We start from the raw sequence: 18612 nt of genomic DNA, 5'->3' as shown, positions 1-18612 counted from the left end.
TTCTATAATTGCCTGAATTAGCTTTCTAAGCTCATTTATTCCTATTTCCGGAGCTGTTTGCATTGTTATGAGAAAAATGACATTCGGAGGATTCTAACGGAATGATTGATAAGATAGTTGGGATAAATTTTAAACAATCATCTATCAAAATATTTAACGAGAGATAAAACCATAGAACTTTCCCTATAAATTGAATTATTGTCCCGACTAACAAAAAAATAAACCAGCTTTACATCTACTCTCATCAAATTGATTTACAATAAAATAAACCTCAAAAAACAGGTGTATAAAAAAATTTACTTTGCGTTTAACTGTATACTAAAAAATATAATTCTTTTGAGATTTTTTTACAACTAATGCATATTCCATTCGTATTTAACTTTGAATCCTACATAGTTAGGAAAATCCGCCTGTAAACAAATTATTTACTTTATTATAATAATCATGAAGATCAATTTTAGACCAGCAAAGCTTGCAGTAATCATGGCCTTTACCCTCTTCTTATTCAGTACGAAGTCAGAGGCTCAAACTGAATACAAGGTATACTCAGGTCTGATGTTCCATTTTATTAAGTATACCCAATGGCCATCTCCAGGAGGAGAAATTGTATTGGGCGTATTTGGAAAATCTCCAATGAACACAGAAGCAATGGCACTTAATGGAAAGATGGCAGGCTCTATGAAAGTTGTCGTCAAAGAAATTCATAACATAGCTGAAGTAGATGCATGTCAGATATTATTCATTCCATCTAATCAGTCAGCAAAATATTCAGAAATTGCACCTAAAGCGAAACAACATCATGTATTAGTCGTAAGTAATTCTCCGTCAGCAACCAAAAATGGAGTTGTTGTAAACTTTTTCGAAGAGGACAGTAAAGTTAAGTTCGAAATCTCTAACAAAAATGCCGCTGAAAACGGATTAAAGATTTCTTCTGAATTACAGAAACTGGCTAGAATCGTTGACTAACAATATTCCCAAAATAGTATTTAAAAATAAATGAAATCAGGTAATATATTTAAAGGAATAAGAGGTAAGATAATTTTATGCTTCTTCTCAATCATCTTTTTATTCTGCGCATATGGAGTGATCAGTAGCTACCTGCTTACTAAGAATAAAGAAGCAACTGAACAAATAAATACAACAGATCAGCCAAGTATCACTCATCTAACTGAGCTTGAGCTATTGCTTATTCAGTCAAAAAATCTGATGGCCAATTGGGTTAAAATTGACATAGAAAACCATCCTGATAAAATTAAGCTCAAGCAGATACATGCCAAGGATTATCCTCAGTTGAAGGCAAAATTAACATCACTTCAAAAAAACTGGAAGGACCAAGTACTCGCAGATTCTCTAAAGAACCTGATTAAAGAGATCGACAAAACTTTCATTATGCAGAAAGAGATTATGACCAGCCTGGCTACTTTTGACAGTTATCAGGATGGCATCACTCCGATATTGAGTGAAAGTAAAAGCGATGAGATTACAACAAACATCAATAGTATTTCTGTTCATTTACATAAAATACTTGATGAGCTTAAACATACAACAAGTGATCAGCAAATAAGCATGATTGAAAACATGCAACTTCTGTCTCGTACTAATTTTATTTTGCTTGGCTTTATTATTATACTTGGTTTTTTACTTACTATAAGACTTTCCAGTCAAATAATAAAACCTGTCAACTCTTTGCACAATCTCGTGAATAAAGTTTCCAAAGGTGAACTGGATAATACTTCCATTAAAATAACCAATGATGAAATTGGAGAAATGATGGGTGATGTACAGAAAATGGTTGAGGGCCTAAATACTACAGCAACCTTTGCAAATGAAATAGGTAAAGGAAATCTAGAATCTGAATTTGCTCCTCTAAGTGAAAAAGATGTGCTTGGTAATGCTCTTATTACAATGAGAGACAATCTTGTTAAGGTCGCCAAAGAAGATAAGCAGAGAAACTGGTCTAATGAAGGTTACGCTGCATTTGGTGAGATCTTAAGAAAACATTATGATAGTACCAACGAGATGCTTGATATATTCCTGATCAAACTGGTAAAATATGTACAGGCTAATCAAGGATGGCTTTATATTGTAAATGATGAAAACGAAAATGATCCTTACCTTGAGTTAAAAAGCGTGTATGCATTTGACAGAAAGAAATTCCAGACTAAAAGGATCGGTAAAGGTGAAGGACTTGCTGGTCAAGCATGGATTGAAGGAGATCTTATTTATCTGACTGATGTACCAGACAGTTATGTAACGATTACATCCGGCCTTGGAGATTCAAATCCAAAAGCAATTCTGATAGTACCTATAAAAGTTAATGAAACAATAAACGGAGTAATGGAATTCGCATCATTCAATGAATTCCAGCCATATCAGGTTGAGTTTATTCAAAAACTTAGTGAAACACTTGCATCTTCTCTTTCTACCATGAAAATAAATGAAAGAACGAAGATCCTTCTGGAAGAATCTCAAAAGCAAAGAAACCAGATGCATGAACAAGAGGAAGAACTCAGACAAAATCTTGAAGAGCTACAGGCTACTCAGGAAGAGATGAAAAGAAAACAGGAAAACACCGATTTGCTCATTCAACAGTTAAAGGAACATGAACTTGAACTGATGAAAGAGAATGATAATCTGAAGAGCAAAGTATAAAACCTATCAAAAACCCTGATAGCTTTTATACCCCTGTTATTAAAAAATATTATCATAAAATAGAATGCAGCTTTAAGCTTCAGTACATCTTTAAATTTAATCAGCTAAATTTTAATATAGATACTGAACATCTCTTGTAGTTGCATAATCAAATTAACTATTCTGGGGACACTATTTTGGATTGGCAATTATCCATAATTGAATCACTATGTCCATTAATTTGAGATCCTTCTTGAAGATCAGCTAATTGCTGAAGCAACGAAACTTTGATCACCTCCAGTTGTCTATTAAATAATATTAATAGAGAAGAATAATATTACTTAACTAAATAATTAAACCTAACAACATTCACACATAATTATTATGTAACACAACTTTTAAAATTAACTTATTAACTTATTAATTGACGCGTATAATGAATTTTAAATTTAAGAACTGCATATTATCTGCTGCTCTGGCTATGGCTATACCCGCCGTATCGTATAGCCAAACTGACAGCACACTTACACAATCAGAAGATATTACAGCTATATCTCTCGAAGATTTAATGAACGTTAAAATTGTTTCAGCATCTAGATCTGAAGAGAAAGCATTCGAAGCTCCGTTATCATCATTCGTCGTTACCAGAAAAGAAATATTCAACTCCGGAGCTACTTCAATCCCAGAAGCATTAAGACTTTGCCCCGGATTATTTGTAAAACAAATGTCAAATGGCGCATATGATGTAACTATCAGAGGAATGGACAACCTTCCTACTCACCAGTACAATAATACGAACAGATTCATTCTTGTAATGATTGACAACAGGCCAGTGTTCGATTATTTACAAGGTGGTACGTATTGGCAAAACCTTCCTATAGACATTATAGATGTTGAAAGAATTGAAGTTGTATTAGGCCCTTCTGCCCCATTATATGGTCCCAATGCAGTTACGGGTGTGATTAATATCATTACAAAGAGCCTTGATAAAAATGGAATTTCTGCTACTGCTCATGCCCAAGGAGGTGCTCCTGGAACATATATAGGTCAAGCTTACATAGGCTTTAAACCATCCGATAAAATTGACGTCTCGGGTTCCTTTAATTATCAAAACAGACATAGAGGAACAGTTGATTTCTATGATTTTGAAAAAAGGCAGTTCATCACTAACCTAGATTCATCGTCAACTGATTCTTATAGTAACCCTGCTACCAGAAAGCAATACCTTCCTAACCCAGATCTCGCACTTGAGAAGACTGCTGGTAACTTAAATGTTAATTTAAGACCTGCTGAAGATATCAAAATTCATCTAGCTGGAGGTTACAACCAAAATAAAACATGGTATGGAATTAGTGCCGGCTCTCCTATGACATATTTAAGTAACAAGAGTTACTATGGTATGGTTAAAAGTGAACTTAAAGGATTTTTAGTACAAGCATCCATATTAAATGGAAAGCAAGGTTTAGTTGGCGACGTATCACAATATCAATATGACTATAGGAATATTGATGCCTATATTGATTATACCATAAAAATAACTGACAAATTCAACATTCGACCTGCTATAAATTATCAAAACAGTGCGGTAAATGATGAACCATACACTATAGCTGAGAACAAGTCTGGAATTTTTAACAATAAGGCAACAATGTATAATTTTGCCGCATCCTTAAAAGCTGATTATACAATGGGAAAATTCCGATTCATCGGTGCTCTTAGAGGTGACAAATTTAAGTTTCCAGAAAAGCTATACCTATCTTACCAAGGTATCGTGAATTTCAGAATGAACGAAAAAAACAATTTACGTCTTGTTGCAGCCCGTTCAAATAGTGGTTCTTTCATCTACGATACCTATGCAAAACTAAATGTCGGCAACATTCCTCCAAATCCATTTAATCCATTACCTACTCAAATATGGGTTCTTGGTTCTAAAGACAGAAGATTGGTGACTAACGACATGTTAGAAATTGGATATCGTCTTCAACTCATGGAAAATTTGCAGTTAGATATTGCAGGTTTCCATCAAGTAGCTCAAAACTTCTCCAGCACAGTTCAACAAGCACCTGCTGTTTCCAATAATGTTGTGTTCATAAATATGTCAATTACAAACCTTGACCTGAAGGCAATTCAAAATGGAGCTACCATTGCAATGAATCTGGCCTTAAGCAAAAACAAAATCAACATTAAACCATTTGTAACAATACAAAAAACCAGGCTTAAAAATTACTCTCCATACTACTCAACTCCTGCGGGATCTCAGAACCCTAATTATACAACTGAGACACAATCTGATGTGGATGGCAAGGCTACGCCGAATGTTTATGGAGGATTTTATGCTAATTATGCCCCTAATAGTAAATGGAATGTCAATGTGAATGGCTATCTGATGAGCAAATACTCAATCTATACACTTTCTTCTACTCAAGATGGTGTTCCATACAATGAATTTCCAATCAGTAATATAAACGGAAAACTAATTTTGAATGCTAAAATATCATATCAGTTAACTAAGAACCTTAACATATTCGCAAATACAAGAAATGCATTTGATGAAGATAGCAGAGAGTTTTTCGGATCTGATTTGATACATGGTTTATATTTAGCAGGTATTCACTTTGATTATTAATCTTATATTATTTTAAATAGAAAGGGATTGCAATGCAATCCCTTTTTTATTTTTTTAACTATACAAATCATTTCTGTTTCGCATGCACCACAAGGCTTCCGAATTCTAATATCTTTCCCATCACTTCTCTTGAGGGCTCCTCTATTTCATTTGTGTCCAATACATCAAAATTATTTGCTAAAAGGAGTTCAATAAGCTCTTCTTTTGAATACATCGTGAAGCCATATTTAGTCACAGGAATATTCTCCATAATATGTTTAGGTCGTACCACAATAATCAATTCGCCATCTTTCGTCAACACTCTTTTAAATTCATTAAGCGTATTCACAGGATTTTCCCAGAAATAAATAGTATTTACGGTAAACAATTTATTGTATGAATGATCTTTCAATGGTAGCTTATCAGCTGAAGCAAGATAAAACACGACACTTCCGATTTTAATATATTCAGCATTCATCTTTTCTGCTTCTTCAATCATAGTCTCTGAAAAATCACATCCTGTATATACTATGGTTGGATCTATAGAGATTATATTTTTCACAAAAAAACCATTGCCCATGCCAATCTCAAGTATCCTGTCATGTGCACAAGGATTCACAGCTTTAATGGCTTCCAGATTCATAATTTTGTTTCCTTCGTTCATATGAACGCCTGTTTTTACGCCATCCTCATTCGTCGGCCTTCGTAATTGACTTGCAAATGCTTTAAATTGTTCTTCCATGGACTATTTTCTTCAGATGAGTTAGATCAGCACTAACTTACAGCTATTTGTACTGATTTCAATCTATTTCAGATTGAATATTATCAAATCAAACCTATTACATAACTGGCATAATATTTTCTGCAATTAAGGGTTCTTGAGAATAAATGTACTTACTATTTAAAAGCTTTGATCAAAAATGAGAGTAGTTTTATTTTTAATGTTATTCATAACTATTAGCCAATATTCAATAGGTCAGATTCAAATTGAAAACCTTATATTTGAAGGGGCCGGGATTAGAGGCATAGCATATAGTGGCGCAATACACGAACTCGAAAAAGCCGGTATTACAAGCAATATTAAAAAAGTAGGTGGCACCTCCGCAGGGGCGATAACAGCTTTGATGCTTTCTTTGGGATACACATCTTCCGAAATATATGAGATTATATCATCAACAAAATTTCAAAGCTTTAATGATGGTAAATTTATTTTTATAGGAGGAATCTATAGAATGAATAACAGATTTGGCTGGTATCGAAGCGACGCATTTAACAAATGGCTTGAAAAAATCATAACCAACAAAACAGGGAATGCCGATATTACTTTTTCTGATCTGAAAAAAAATGGATTTAAAGATCTATATGTTACAGGGACCTGTCTCAACAAACAGCAACTGCTTGTATTCTCTGTAGAAACATTTCCATCCATGAAAATTAAAGATGCAGTTAGGGCTTCTATGTCTATCCCTTTGTATTTTGAAGCAGTATTTATCGATAATGTAGGCAATAGCTATAAAAATAAAAATTCCGGAAAAAACCTTGATATTGTTGTAGATGGAGGCATTACTGGCAACTTTCCGATATTCCTTTTTGATACTTACTCTAAAGATTCTTTGCAAGGGAAAATCAGAATACCAAATAATAAAACACTTGGATTCAGGATCGACTCAGATGCCCAAATAATAAGTGACTCAATAAATCACGACCTTGCGACACTTGAGATCAACAATACAATTGATTATCTGAGCGCGTTTTACATCTATTCCATAGAAAGTCTAAACAGGATACCATTAATTCCTCAGGATTGGGAACGAACTGTTTCAGTTTCTTGTGCAGGAATCAATCCAAAAGTGAGGAAATTGTCTGAAAAAGAACTGGAAACACTTATTAAAAGCGGAGAAAATGCAACTGCAAAATTCTTATCTGGGAGAAATAAAAAGTAAGCAACCTGTCAATTGATAAGTTAATTTGTTTTATCAAATGCTAAAAATAACAAATGCTGTAAGTCTAATATGTTGCTCAGACTTACAGCATTTAAGTTAAATAAGAATGGTTAATTGCTTACTTAGCAAATTTGCTATTCTTTTTTCCGTAGGCAAAGTATACCAGCATTCCAATTCCCATCCAGACAAACAATCTGATCCATGTATCCATAGGAAGAGCATACATCATATAAAAACAAACTATAACTCCCATTACTGGCACAAATGGCACCCAAGGTGTTCTAAATGCTCGTGGAGCATCCGGATTTGTTTTACGCATTACCAATACGCCTATGCAAACAAGTACAAATGCAAACAATGTCCCGATGCTGCTCATCTCTCCCACAACAGTTACAGGCACAAACGCAGAGAACAAACCAACGAATATTGCAAATAGAATATTGGATTTATATGGAGTTTTGAATTTAGGATGCAAATCAGAGAATACTGAAGGTAATAATCCATCTTTGGACATCGTATAAAACACCCTTGACTGTCCCATCAATAATACCATCACCACAGAGGAATATCCTCCCAGAATAGCTATAATGATCATTTCCTGAAAAAACTTATAAGGAGTATTTTCAATAGCTTTTGCTACTGGTGCAGCTTCTCCTACGAAGTTCTTATAATTTTCCAAACCAGTCATTACATGAGCAAAAAGTACATAAAGAATTGTACAAATAACTAGTGACCCTAAAATTCCAATTGGCATATCTCTTTTAGGATTTTTAGCTTCTTGGGCAGCAGTGGATACAGCATCAAATCCAATGAATGCGAAGAACACAACCGCAGCACCAGTAACTACACCAGTCCAACCGAAATGCTCGAATTCACCTGTGTTTTCCGGAATATAAGGAATGTAATTTTCCTTGTTGATATACCCCCAACCCAGGAAAATAAAAGCCAAAACCACAGATACTTTAAGGACAACAATAAAATTATTCAGCTTGGCAGACTCCTTTGTACCTCTGATCAGAATCATAGACATCAGAACTGTTATAAAGACCGCCGGAAGGTTAATAATTCCATGAACTGTCTGACCGTTAACAATTGTAGAATCGAAAGGAGACATCATTAATTGAGCCGGTAATTCGACATTGAATAAATGAAGTAACTTGCTTAAATATCTAGACCAACTAATAGCCACTGTTGCAGCTCCTACAGCATATTCGAGAACAAGATCCCAGCCTATAATCCAGGCTATAAACTCTCCCATAGTAACATAAGAATAGGTATAGGCACTCCCTGCAATCGGTAGCATAGAAGCGAATTCTGCATAACAAAGACCTGCAAATGCACAGCCCAAAGCGGCAATCATAAATGATATTGTAACAGCAGGACCGGCATTATTAGCCGCTGCAATACCGGTAAGAGAGAATATACCCGCTCCGATAATTACACCTATTCCTAATGTTACCAGGTTAAATGCCCCCAGAGTCTTTTTGAGCTGTGGCCCTTCGGTCGTGTCTTTTAACACCTCTTCCAGTGGCTTTGTCCTGAACAAACTGTTATTTGATTTCATGCTTTTGACTTAAAAATTCTTTTCTTAACACCTTAAAATATAAAACAAAAGCTAAAAATAAAAAAAAGCCCTGTAATATTATCATTACAGGGCTTTTTTAAATAAGTTGAGCTGTTTTAGCTTGCTGAAAGCAATGAAGCAATAACCATGGCTACAATTGATACCAGCTTAATAAGAATATTTAATGAAGGACCAGAAGTATCTTTAAACGGATCTCCTACAGTATCACCCACAACTGCAGCTTTATGCGGATCTGAGCCTTTAAAGTATTTTTTACCATTGATATCAACTCCGGTTTCAAACATCTTTTTAGCATTATCCCATGCTCCACCTGCATTTGATTGAAAAAATGCCATCATAACTCCTGAAACAAGTACACCTGCGAGGAAACCTCCTAAAGCCATTTTGCCAAGAGTAAAACCAACTATAAGTGGAAATGTCAGCGCAATTGCACCAGGCAGAATCATATGACGTAAAGCAGCTTTGGTGGAAATGGTAATACACTTCTCATAATCTGCTTCAGCTTTTCCTTCCATGATACCTTTGATTTCTCTGAATTGCCTTCTAACCTCTTCCACCATTGCATTCGCAGATTGTCCTACAGCCTGAATTGCAAATCCGGAAAACAGGAATGGTGTCATTCCTCCGATCAGTAAACCAGCAAGTACTTTAGCATTCGCAATGTCGATTACCTCCAAAGCTGAAGTTTCCATGTAAGCTGAAAACATTGCAAGAGATGTTAGTGCTGCAGAAGCAATTGCAAATCCTTTACCTATCGCAGCAGTTGTGTTTCCTACAGAATCAAGAATATCTGTTTTCTCTCTTACTTCTTTTGGCAAAGCTGCCATTTCTGCAATTCCACCAGCATTATCAGCTATCGGCCCGAATGCATCTATAGCTAGTTGGATACCTGTAGTGGCCATCATTCCTGATGCTGCAATTGCTACACCATAAAGACCTGCCATATTGAATGCGAATATGATACCCAGAGATAGAATCACTACTGGAATTGCGGTAGAGAACATTCCCACACTTAGACCTGCAATAATATTAGTGGCAGCTCCAGTCATAGATTGACGGGCAATCATAGTTACAGGGCCCCTGTCTTTTCCAGTATAATATTCAATGACAAGACTAATTAAAGTACCTACCAACAAACCGATGATTACTGAATAGAAGATATTCACAGATCCAACTGACAACCCATTAATGTTGATATGCTTATCAAACATGAAGTCAATGATAAAATAAGACGCAATGGCTGTAAGAATTACTGCTCCGAAGTTCCCGACATTCAATGCTACCTGAGGACTTCCTTTTTCTCCAACCTTTACAAAAAAAGATGCTATAATTGAAAAGATAAGACCTGCAGCTGCAAGGAATAATGGAAGTAATATTGCAGGGTTAGTACCAGAGATATCTTTGGTCATTGGTGCTACTGTGAGTCCAAGTACCATAGTCGCAAGTATTGTACTGACATATGATCCGAAAAGATCGGCGCCCATACCGGCAACATCACCTACGTTATCTCCCACATTGTCTGCAATAACAGCTGGGTTTCTAGGATCATCTTCCGGAATACCGGCTTCTACTTTTCCAACTAGGTCAGCCCCAACATCAGCAGCCTTAGTATAGATACCTCCACCTACTCTGGCAAATAGTGCAAGGCTTTCTGCTCCTAGAGAAAAACCTATCATTACCTCAAGAACCTTTTTTACTCTCCACGGCTCAACACCTAAAACAGAATGTATGTTACTGAAAAGAAGGAATAAAACACTTATTCCAAGAATTCCTATAGCAACAACATTAATACCCATCACCATACCACCTGAAAATGATACGTCAAGGGCTTTGGAAAGACTAGTTCTTGCAGCCTGAGTAGTTCTTACGTTACTTTTCGTGGCTATTTTCATTCCAAGAAAACCCGCAAGAGCTGAAAAACAAGCACCTACAATAAAGGCTACACCTATTAACCAGTGTGAATTTTCTTCTTCAGCCAAAAATGAAAGGAGCCCAGCAATAACGATTACGAATATCGACAAGGCTCGGTACTCTGCCTTTAAGAAAGATAATGCGCCATCAGCTATATGCTTTGCAATTTCAGTCATTTTTCCCTCTCCGGCAGGCTGACTGGTTACCCACTTAGTTTTAAAAAAAGTAAATATCAGAGCTAACACTCCGAGAATGATAATTCCAAAAATCTCCATTTTAATTAGTTTAGGTTATTAATTAATTAGTAAACAAGATTTATTTTAACTATCAAATTTACAGTAATTTAAATCAAAACCTAAAAGATAAAATCGGTAGACATGAAACTGGAATGATTTTCTTTTACAATTTCTTTTATAATTACCTTATTTGGCTCTATTTCTTTAGCTGCAACAATTGTTCTGATAGAAAATGCTCTTAATGCATCCTCTACTGAAAGCGTACCTTCTGCAGAATCTTTTCTTCCATTGAAAGGGAATACATCTGGTCCTCTCTGACACTGACTATTGATATTTACCCTGCAAACCTGGTTAACAAGTCTATCTACAAGGTAAGCCAATTCTTGAGAATCACTGCCGAACAAGCTAACCTGCTGACCATAGTTAGAGTTTACTATATAATCAATTGGCTCCTGAACATCGTCAAAAGTCACGACTGGCACGGCGGGGCCAAATTGCTCCTCATGGTAAATTTTCATTGAAGAATTTACTGGGAAAAGTATTGCAGGGTTAAAATAAGTTTGGCAGATTGCTCCTCCTTTATTATTAACAACTTTAGCACCTTTAGACTCTGCATCTTTGATCAGGTCTGTCAGATAAGCTGGCTTTTCAGGCTCTGGAAGAGGTGTAATAGAAACTCCATCTTCCCAAGGCATACCTCTTTTAAGTTTATCCAACTCGGTTACGAATTTCTGAATAAACTGATCTTTGATTTTACTGTGAACAAAAATGATTTTTAAAGCAGTACAACGTTGTCCATTAAAAGAAAGCGAACCAAGAAGACATTCTTTTACAGCATTGTCAAGATCCGCATGAGGAAGAACAATACCTGGGTTTTTAGCTTCCAGCGCCAGCACTGATCTAAGCCTGTTAGGCTTCGGATGCTGACTCTTAAGAACATTCGCTGATTTACTTGTACCAATGAAAGCTAGTACATCTATTTTACCAGTAGACATTAAAGGACCTACTGTTGCTCTACCTCTTCCATATACGATGTTTACAACTCCTGGAGGAAAACATTCCTGGAAAGCAGCAAGCAATGGTCTGTGAAGGAGTACACCAATTTTCGCAGGTTTGAATACGATGGTGTTTCCCATAATCAGGGCAGGAATAAGAGTGGTAAAAGTCTCGTTCAAAGGATAGTTGTATGGTCCCATACAAAGCACTACCCCAAGTGGTCCCCTTCTTACTTTCCCGATGATTCCCTGTTCAATTTCAAATCTTGAAGATTTTCTGTCGAGTATTTTTAATGCATTAATTGTGTCGTTTATATATTCTACAGTTCTGTCAAATTCTTTTTCAGAATCCTTAAGTGGTTTTCCTGTTTCCCACATCAGCATGTTTACCACTTCCCACTTCTTCTCCTTCATCTTCCAGGTAAACTTTTCAACAGCTTTAATCCTTTGATCTACATGCATCATAGGCCACTCACCTGTTCCATTCTTATAGGCATTGGCCGCAGCATCCATAGCTTCAAATGCTTCTTTTTCTGTCAACAGAGGAAAGCTTCCTAATTCAACCTGAGTTAGGGTTCCGTCTTTTTCAATACAAACAGGAGAAAAAACCTTTTGCGTAGCCCCTTCTGCGTGCTTTATTTCTCCATTGATCAAATATTCCTTTTGATGTAAAGGTCCGTTCAGTTTTACTGAAGCAGGTATATTTTCCTCTTTTGGAAAAAGATTTTCAAAATTCATATTGGTTTATTGTTATCTGTTTAGTTTCTCTATTTTTTATCCGATGCTACCACCACCGGTAATTTCAACTGATTAGTAACATCTATAATGCTGATAAGTTTTTGAACCTCTAGAGTTCTGTCCATTTTCAACACAATTGTAGGATTTTCCAAACCTTGTGTAGTTGTCTCCAACTGAGCTTTCAATGCATCAAAGTTAACCTCATCTTTACCTATATAGATTTTGGAATCCTTATCTACAGTAAGATTTACTACTTGTCTTGGAATCGCAGCCCCTGTTTTTGCTTGTGGTAATAAAACCTTGATTGCGTCCGGACTTGCAAGTGTGGACAGCATCAGGAAGAATACCAGAAGGAAAAACATAATATCTGACAAAGCTGCAGCTTCTACCGCAGCATGAGCCTTTTTACGCCTTTTGATCTTCATATACTGGTTTGTGTAGAATGTCAAGGAAATCAATTGCCTGTAGTTCCAAACTTGTTACATTTTTCTCAATCATAGTATTGAGCAAAGTGTAAAAAATATGGGCAATGATACCTACAATAAGACCAGCTGAAGAAGTGATCATTTTCTGATAGATACCATCAGCAATAACTCCGATACTTATGTTGTCATTTGCAGCAATATCCTGGAATGTATGGATCATACCGAAAACAGTACCAAGAAATCCTAACATCGGTGCTACAGCCGCAATACCTACAAGCAATCCCATATTTTTTTCCATTTTGGAAACTTCAACAGCTGCAACATTCTCCATTGCACTTTCAATATCTCTGATGGACGAGCCCAAACGAATGATTGCTTTTTCAAGCATTCTGGCAACAGGTAGAGATGAGTTTTCGCAAAGTCTTAGTGCTTCTGCTGTTTTACCCGTTTGCACCTTTTCCTTTACAATAGATAAAAGGCCTTTGTCTGGCTGTGCATTATTTTTAATATAGAGATACCTCTCTATGAAAATGTAAAATGAAATTAAAGAAAGTATAAGAATTGGAATCATGATTAAACCACCCATCATGATCAATTGAAGGTAGGAAAGTCCTTCTTTAGGAGTTGAGCTGGCAGCAGTAGCGGCAACTAAAGCTGAGTCCATTTGCAGGAAAATAGTCATACTTAAATTTAGTCCTTGTTTTAGTGATTATCTCTTCAATTATATATCTGATTATCAACAATTAGATATACAGTTAGTATTCTAAACGTTAGTTTTTATTTTAAATTTCAAGTTTTGATTCTTGCGGCAATTATAAATCCCTTTATTGTTCATTTAAGTTCCCAAATTGGAGTATTTATAGCCAATTCAGGATTTTTTTTTGGATTTTTTACCTGAGGGTAATATTCAGTTTATGAATAATAATTCCAAAACGCAACTCCCTCAAACTTTATAATACAAAGATAACCAATACATTGCACATAAAATCAAGATTAAGAAAAAGTAATATTACTATATTCCCAATCTAATTAGCGGCAAATATATGAATTTAACTTAATTCCTTAACAAGGATATTTTTCACAGGGAGCGAATGTGGTAAATCCTCGGCCCTTAAGTTTAATTAATATTGTTTAAAGGAGTTTAAAAAAAAGAGGTTGTCTGAAAGTCAGACAACCTCCATTTTATGATTTAATGTTTTTCAAGGAAAAACAATCCCAGGATATGATGCCACATTTACCTGAGGCAACGTTGAACTATATTTATGGTTTATAGCATCGATAAAACCATTGGCAACTATTGCATTCCCTTGAGGTGTCAGGTGAATTCCATCCAGTGAAAATGCCCCTCCAGTCACGAAAGTTGTGGTAAATGTAAGGCCATCGAAAGTTATTCCTGTGCTAAGTGAAGACATTAATGAAGCCATATCTGCAAATGCCAAATCTTTTTGCTGAGCCACAGTCACAATTGCTTGATTATATCCTGCAGTTGCCGTCTTTATATTGGCAATTTCTGTTTGATCCAATACATATTTACCGGGGATAGGAATCTGACTTCCCAAACCTTTGCATTTTATTGAATCTTGTGGAATTGTCAATAATATTAATTCATCACTTTTTATTTGCCTTAAGCCTCCGGGAGCATTTTTATCACTTATAATAAAAGGATTTTGTCCCAAATTGAACTTAATTCCCAACGGAGCATAGCCAGCGTTTAATGCGTCTACCTGAGCTTGCGAGGTTAATACCAATCCATTGTAAGGTACTGTTCTGAAGTAAGGAATACTTGTAACATCAGTGATATTTGCAATAACTCCCTTGGCTCCGCCAGCTGTTACAGTATTTACAATTGCGTAGAGATATTGAGTATATGCTGTTACACTTGTAATAGAATCACCTCCTTCTTCACCACCTGTCGAAGCATATCCCAGTACATCATTATTCCCAATCCAGATAGAAACAAACGTAGGATTTTGAGCGACTACATCTCCTACTACTGTTGATACCCCTGGATTACTGGCCATACGATAATAAAATGGATTCCCTCCTTGAGTTAAAGGTCTACCAAATAAAGGAGTCAGCAGGTGAAAAGACTTTGCTCCGGGAACCCCCATATTATTAAAAGGTCCAGGTATAGGTGCGAGATTCGCAAGATTGGGTATTCCTGCAAAAACAGGACCTAAAGAAGTAACGCCTTTACAATCTGTTACAGGACCTAATATTCTTTTCGTAACGGGTTGATTATTTTGGACGCCTATCCCATTATCATCTACCATATATGGAATTTTAAAAGGCCCACCACCCACCAATGCGAATTGCTGTGCAAGGATATTAGGATAAGCATACGATTGTCCTTGTTTATACAAGGCTCCGTCAGCATAACCCGCCGTCAATGAATTACCCACTGCTACATATTGTGAAAAATTCGCAGTTCCTGAAGTGGCCGTAATATCTTCTTTTATGTCCGGTTTGCATCCAAATGTTAAAGCTGCCAGAGCTACATAAAGATGTGCTATCTTAAGTTTCATAGTTCCTTTCTGATTAAAAATTATACGTTAAGCCAATCCCTGGAATGTATGCATAAGTTTTGTATGCCCCTTTAAAATTCGCAGGCAAATACTGGGAGTCACGTTTCAGCTGATTGACAAATAGAAATGACAAGTCGATACTTAATTTTTCTATAGGGTAAATGGAAAGCCCAGCAGAAAGTCCAATCCTGTTGCCATCAGGAGTTTCAGGATTTTCATAATCTTTTTTTACAGGAGTTTCATCATAATATCCACCTAGTCTTATTGTGAGCATATCACTTGCTTTGTATTGCCCGCCAAGTCTGAAGATAAAAGTATTATCATACTTTCTAGGATTTCTGGAATCAGGTAATGACGATGTATTTTGTTTGAAGTCAAAAATGAGTGAATCATATGCGCTCCATCTGACATAGTCAACCTGAGCTCCGATCAGAAATTTCTCATTTATATTATAAGAAATACCGCCACTGAATGTAGCTGGTAATGGTAGAGTAGCATCAAATTTATTTCCGGCAGGGAAATTAGCCGATAAGGAAGATGGTACTGTAAAATTAGCATCTCCATCTTTTAGGTCCATTTTTATCTTAGACCTGTAGTTCAAACCAATTGTCAAGGCTTCTATTGGTTTAAATGATATCCCTACATTGTATCCCCAATTTGTTGCGTGACCTTTCAGATTGGCCTGACCTGAACTTCCATCAGCAAAGGTGACGGGGATAGCACGATGAAGATCAACTTTACCATAAGCAAACACTAGTCCTGCTCCAATACCAAGCTTATCACCTATTTTGTAAGACACTGTTGGCTGAAAGAATACGGCTTTTAATTTGATATCCTGGATCAAATATTTCCCTCCCCAATTATCACCCCATACAATGGAACTGCCGAATGGAGTATACACTCCAATTCCTGCACTTAAATCATCCGTGATTTTAGCACTGGCGAATACAGAGAAAGGTGTAGACAAAGGATTATCTGTCCTAGCAGTATAGCCAGCATTGGCAGAGCGAAACTGAGTATAAGAAAATATACCACTCACGCTTCCAGTGATGCTATACTTGTCTTTTATCAAGGACAAAGCTCCCGGATTAAAGAAAATTGAACCGGCATCCATTGTAAGTCCTGTGCCGATATGTCCCATTCCGACATATCTTACACCAATGAGATTTACCTGGTATCCTCCAGCTCTCACCAAACCGGCAGCTGAGAGAAATATCATAAAAAATAATAGTTTTTTCATGTTAAATTGATTTTAAAAATTGATGCTATAACTGGCAGATCTGATATTTGTTTCAGAGTGAATCAGACTTGAAATTAAAAAAATGTTGTTAAATAATCATTAAATCAGTCTTTCACATGATTATTATTCTTACTTAAGATCTAAATTTGAAATAAAAAAGTCTTTATTATCTTAATTACCTTTAATTATTGGGGTGTTACCGTAAAAAGTACGGGAAATACAGGTTGCAACACTTATTTATCATAAGATAAATTCTTTTGCCAAATTAATTCAATTAATTATTTTCGAACAAATTACCGCATTTGTGAACAAGTTATTATTGTTATTCATTGCCCTATCCATGCTTTCCTGTGATGGCACTAGTACCATGAATCTTTCATCAGCAGTTTTAGAAAAATCTGTTAATGATTCTAAAAAAGATACGACTCGTGGAAAAAATAATTCGAAACTGGTACGAATTTCCATCAAAGGTAGCACTACTGTCGCTCCTGTAATGGAAAAGTTAATATCAGAGTTTGAAAAGAGAAATAGTTTATACGCCTTTAATCTAGAAGCGGCCGGAAGTTTGTCTGGCATAGAAGCATTAAAAACGCAAGATGCAGACATAGCTATGACTTCAGCAATCATGAATGAAAATCATAAATTTGATTTTCATAAAAGAAAGCTTGATTTTGTTGAACTATATCTTGGTGGTGACGCCCTTGCAATTATTGTAAATGTAAACAATAAAGCAAAGGGCTTAACTAAAGAAATGGTGAAAGAAATTTTCACAGGTAATATTAAACAATGGGAAGTAAGCACTGGCCTTGACAAACATATACGTATCTTTGGAAGGGACACTTCATCAGGTACGTATCGTTATTTTAAAGAACAAATACTTAATAACGAGAACTTCTCTGAAAATACAGTCACTCTAAAAAACAGTAAAAATATAATTGATTCTGTTCGGAAATATCAAAATGCTATTGGATATGTGTCATTTGCACAATTGAACTATTCAGTGGAACCTCTTGACATCTCCTTTGACCATGGCAAGACTTTCATAAAATTAAGGAACGAACATGTAGAAAATTTTCACTATAAGTTTGTAAGACCTCTTTACCTCTATTATACGGCTGATACATATATAAAATTAAAACCCTTTATTGATTTTATAAAAAGTGATAAGGGTAAAGAAATAATCTTTAACGAAGGTTACATACCAGTCAGTAGTTCTTTAATAAGCGGGAAACATCATAACGAAATTCAGTAAATAAAGGCTTAGCAATTATTAAACAAGAAATTCTGTTCCCTGTTTCTCTTTAATGAAAGATGAACAGAAAGATATCAGAATCCAGATTTTGAATATGCTGACCATAGACCAGGCGCATATCTCATTTGAAGGAGCAGTTATGGGGATAGATTATAAAACTGCAGGAAAATCGAAAACAAATTTCCCATATAATATCTGGCAACTGAGTGCACACATTCGGTTTACTCAAAAAGATATCCTTGAATTTTGTATCAACAGCCAATATCAAGAACCAAAGTGGCCTGATGATTACTGGCCCGCAAATAGTGATCCTACCCTTCAAGAATGGCAGGATTGTCTTCGAAATTTTTCTGAGGATAGGAATTCGTTTGTAAATCTCATCAAAGCCCCAACCACCGATCTTCTTGTTCCTATTCCAAATGGTAGAGGACAAAACCTTTTAAGGGAAGCCATATTAATTTGTGATCATACAGCTTACCATACAGGTCAGATCGTTCTTTTAAGGAAAATGCTTGGGAATTGGTGA

At 35.9% G+C, this 18612-nt stretch carries 14 protein-coding genes; 6 read left to right on the top strand and 8 right to left on the bottom strand.

The window, feature by feature from the left end:
- Positions 1–444 precede the first annotated feature (444 nt).
- The 3 genes from J7604_RS23745 to J7604_RS23735 all read left to right on the top strand — a co-directional run bounded on the left by J7604_RS23745 (position 445) and on the right by J7604_RS23735 (position 5257).
- Complete coding sequence (locus J7604_RS23745) at positions 445–966, top strand: YfiR family protein (protein ID WP_293901960.1); 522 nt, start codon at positions 445–447, stop codon at positions 964–966.
- A 30-nt stretch (positions 967–996) separates the two neighbouring features.
- Positions 997–2652, top strand: a complete 1656-nt coding sequence (locus J7604_RS23740; protein ID WP_293901957.1) for a GAF domain-containing protein — start codon at positions 997–999, stop codon at positions 2650–2652.
- Between the two features lie 415 nt (positions 2653–3067).
- Positions 3068–5257, top strand: coding sequence for a TonB-dependent siderophore receptor (locus tag J7604_RS23735; protein WP_293901954.1), 2190 nt, complete (start codon positions 3068–3070; stop codon positions 5255–5257).
- A gap of 67 nt (positions 5258–5324) precedes the next feature.
- Here the strand turns inward: J7604_RS23735 and J7604_RS23730 are convergent, their stop codons facing one another.
- Complete coding sequence (locus J7604_RS23730; RefSeq protein ID WP_293901951.1) at positions 5325–5978, bottom strand: class I SAM-dependent methyltransferase; 654 nt, start codon at positions 5976–5978, stop codon at positions 5325–5327.
- A gap of 178 nt (positions 5979–6156) precedes the next feature.
- Between J7604_RS23730 and J7604_RS23725 the strand changes: the two genes are divergently transcribed.
- On the top strand, positions 6157–7179 hold the full coding sequence (locus J7604_RS23725) for a patatin-like phospholipase family protein (protein WP_293901948.1): 1023 nt from the start codon (positions 6157–6159) through the stop codon (positions 7177–7179).
- 118 nt (positions 7180–7297) lie between these two features.
- On the opposite strand, the gene J7604_RS23720 is transcribed toward J7604_RS23725, so the two are convergent.
- The 7 genes from J7604_RS23720 to J7604_RS23690 form a co-directional block, all read right to left on the bottom strand.
- Positions 7298–8743: an amino acid permease gene (locus J7604_RS23720; RefSeq protein WP_293901945.1), complete on the bottom strand. Its 1446-nt coding sequence runs from the start codon at positions 8741–8743 to the stop codon at positions 7298–7300.
- Between the two features lie 116 nt (positions 8744–8859).
- Positions 8860–10950, bottom strand: a complete 2091-nt coding sequence (locus tag J7604_RS23715) for a sodium-translocating pyrophosphatase (protein ID WP_293901942.1) — start codon at positions 10948–10950, stop codon at positions 8860–8862.
- A gap of 80 nt (positions 10951–11030) precedes the next feature.
- Positions 11031–12644: an NADP-dependent glyceraldehyde-3-phosphate dehydrogenase gene (locus tag J7604_RS23710; RefSeq protein WP_293901939.1), complete on the bottom strand. Its 1614-nt coding sequence runs from the start codon at positions 12642–12644 to the stop codon at positions 11031–11033.
- Positions 12645–12673: 29 nt separating this feature from the next.
- Entirely contained in the window at positions 12674–13069 is a 396-nt protein-coding gene (locus J7604_RS23705) for a biopolymer transporter ExbD (RefSeq protein WP_293901936.1), read from the bottom strand.
- Complete coding sequence (locus tag J7604_RS23700) at positions 13050–13751, bottom strand: MotA/TolQ/ExbB proton channel family protein (protein ID WP_293901933.1); 702 nt, start codon at positions 13749–13751, stop codon at positions 13050–13052. The genes J7604_RS23705 and J7604_RS23700 overlap by 20 nt, the downstream gene beginning before the upstream one ends.
- A gap of 517 nt (positions 13752–14268) precedes the next feature.
- Positions 14269–15594, bottom strand: coding sequence for an SGNH/GDSL hydrolase family protein (locus J7604_RS23695; RefSeq protein WP_293901930.1), 1326 nt, complete (start codon positions 15592–15594; stop codon positions 14269–14271).
- A gap of 13 nt (positions 15595–15607) precedes the next feature.
- Positions 15608–16834 (bottom strand): OmpP1/FadL family transporter, encoded by a 1227-nt coding sequence (locus tag J7604_RS23690; protein ID WP_293901927.1) that lies wholly within the window; start codon positions 16832–16834, stop codon positions 15608–15610.
- 304 nt (positions 16835–17138) lie between these two features.
- Here J7604_RS23690 and J7604_RS23685 point away from each other — a divergent pair, with 304 nt between their 5' ends.
- Together J7604_RS23685 and J7604_RS23680 are read left to right on the top strand one after the other, a co-directional pair.
- Positions 17139–18086, top strand: a complete 948-nt coding sequence (locus J7604_RS23685; RefSeq protein WP_293901924.1) for a PstS family phosphate ABC transporter substrate-binding protein — start codon at positions 17139–17141, stop codon at positions 18084–18086.
- A gap of 94 nt (positions 18087–18180) precedes the next feature.
- Complete coding sequence (locus tag J7604_RS23680; protein ID WP_293901921.1) at positions 18181–18612, top strand: DinB family protein; 432 nt, start codon at positions 18181–18183, stop codon at positions 18610–18612.

Origin of the sequence: Sporocytophaga sp. (genome assembly GCF_017745095.1) — a bacterium.
Taxonomy (GTDB): Bacteria; Bacteroidota; Bacteroidia; order Cytophagales; family Cytophagaceae; genus Sporocytophaga.
The sequence above is the reverse complement of the archived record's forward strand: the minus strand, read 5'-3'. Positions and strand labels throughout refer to the sequence as shown.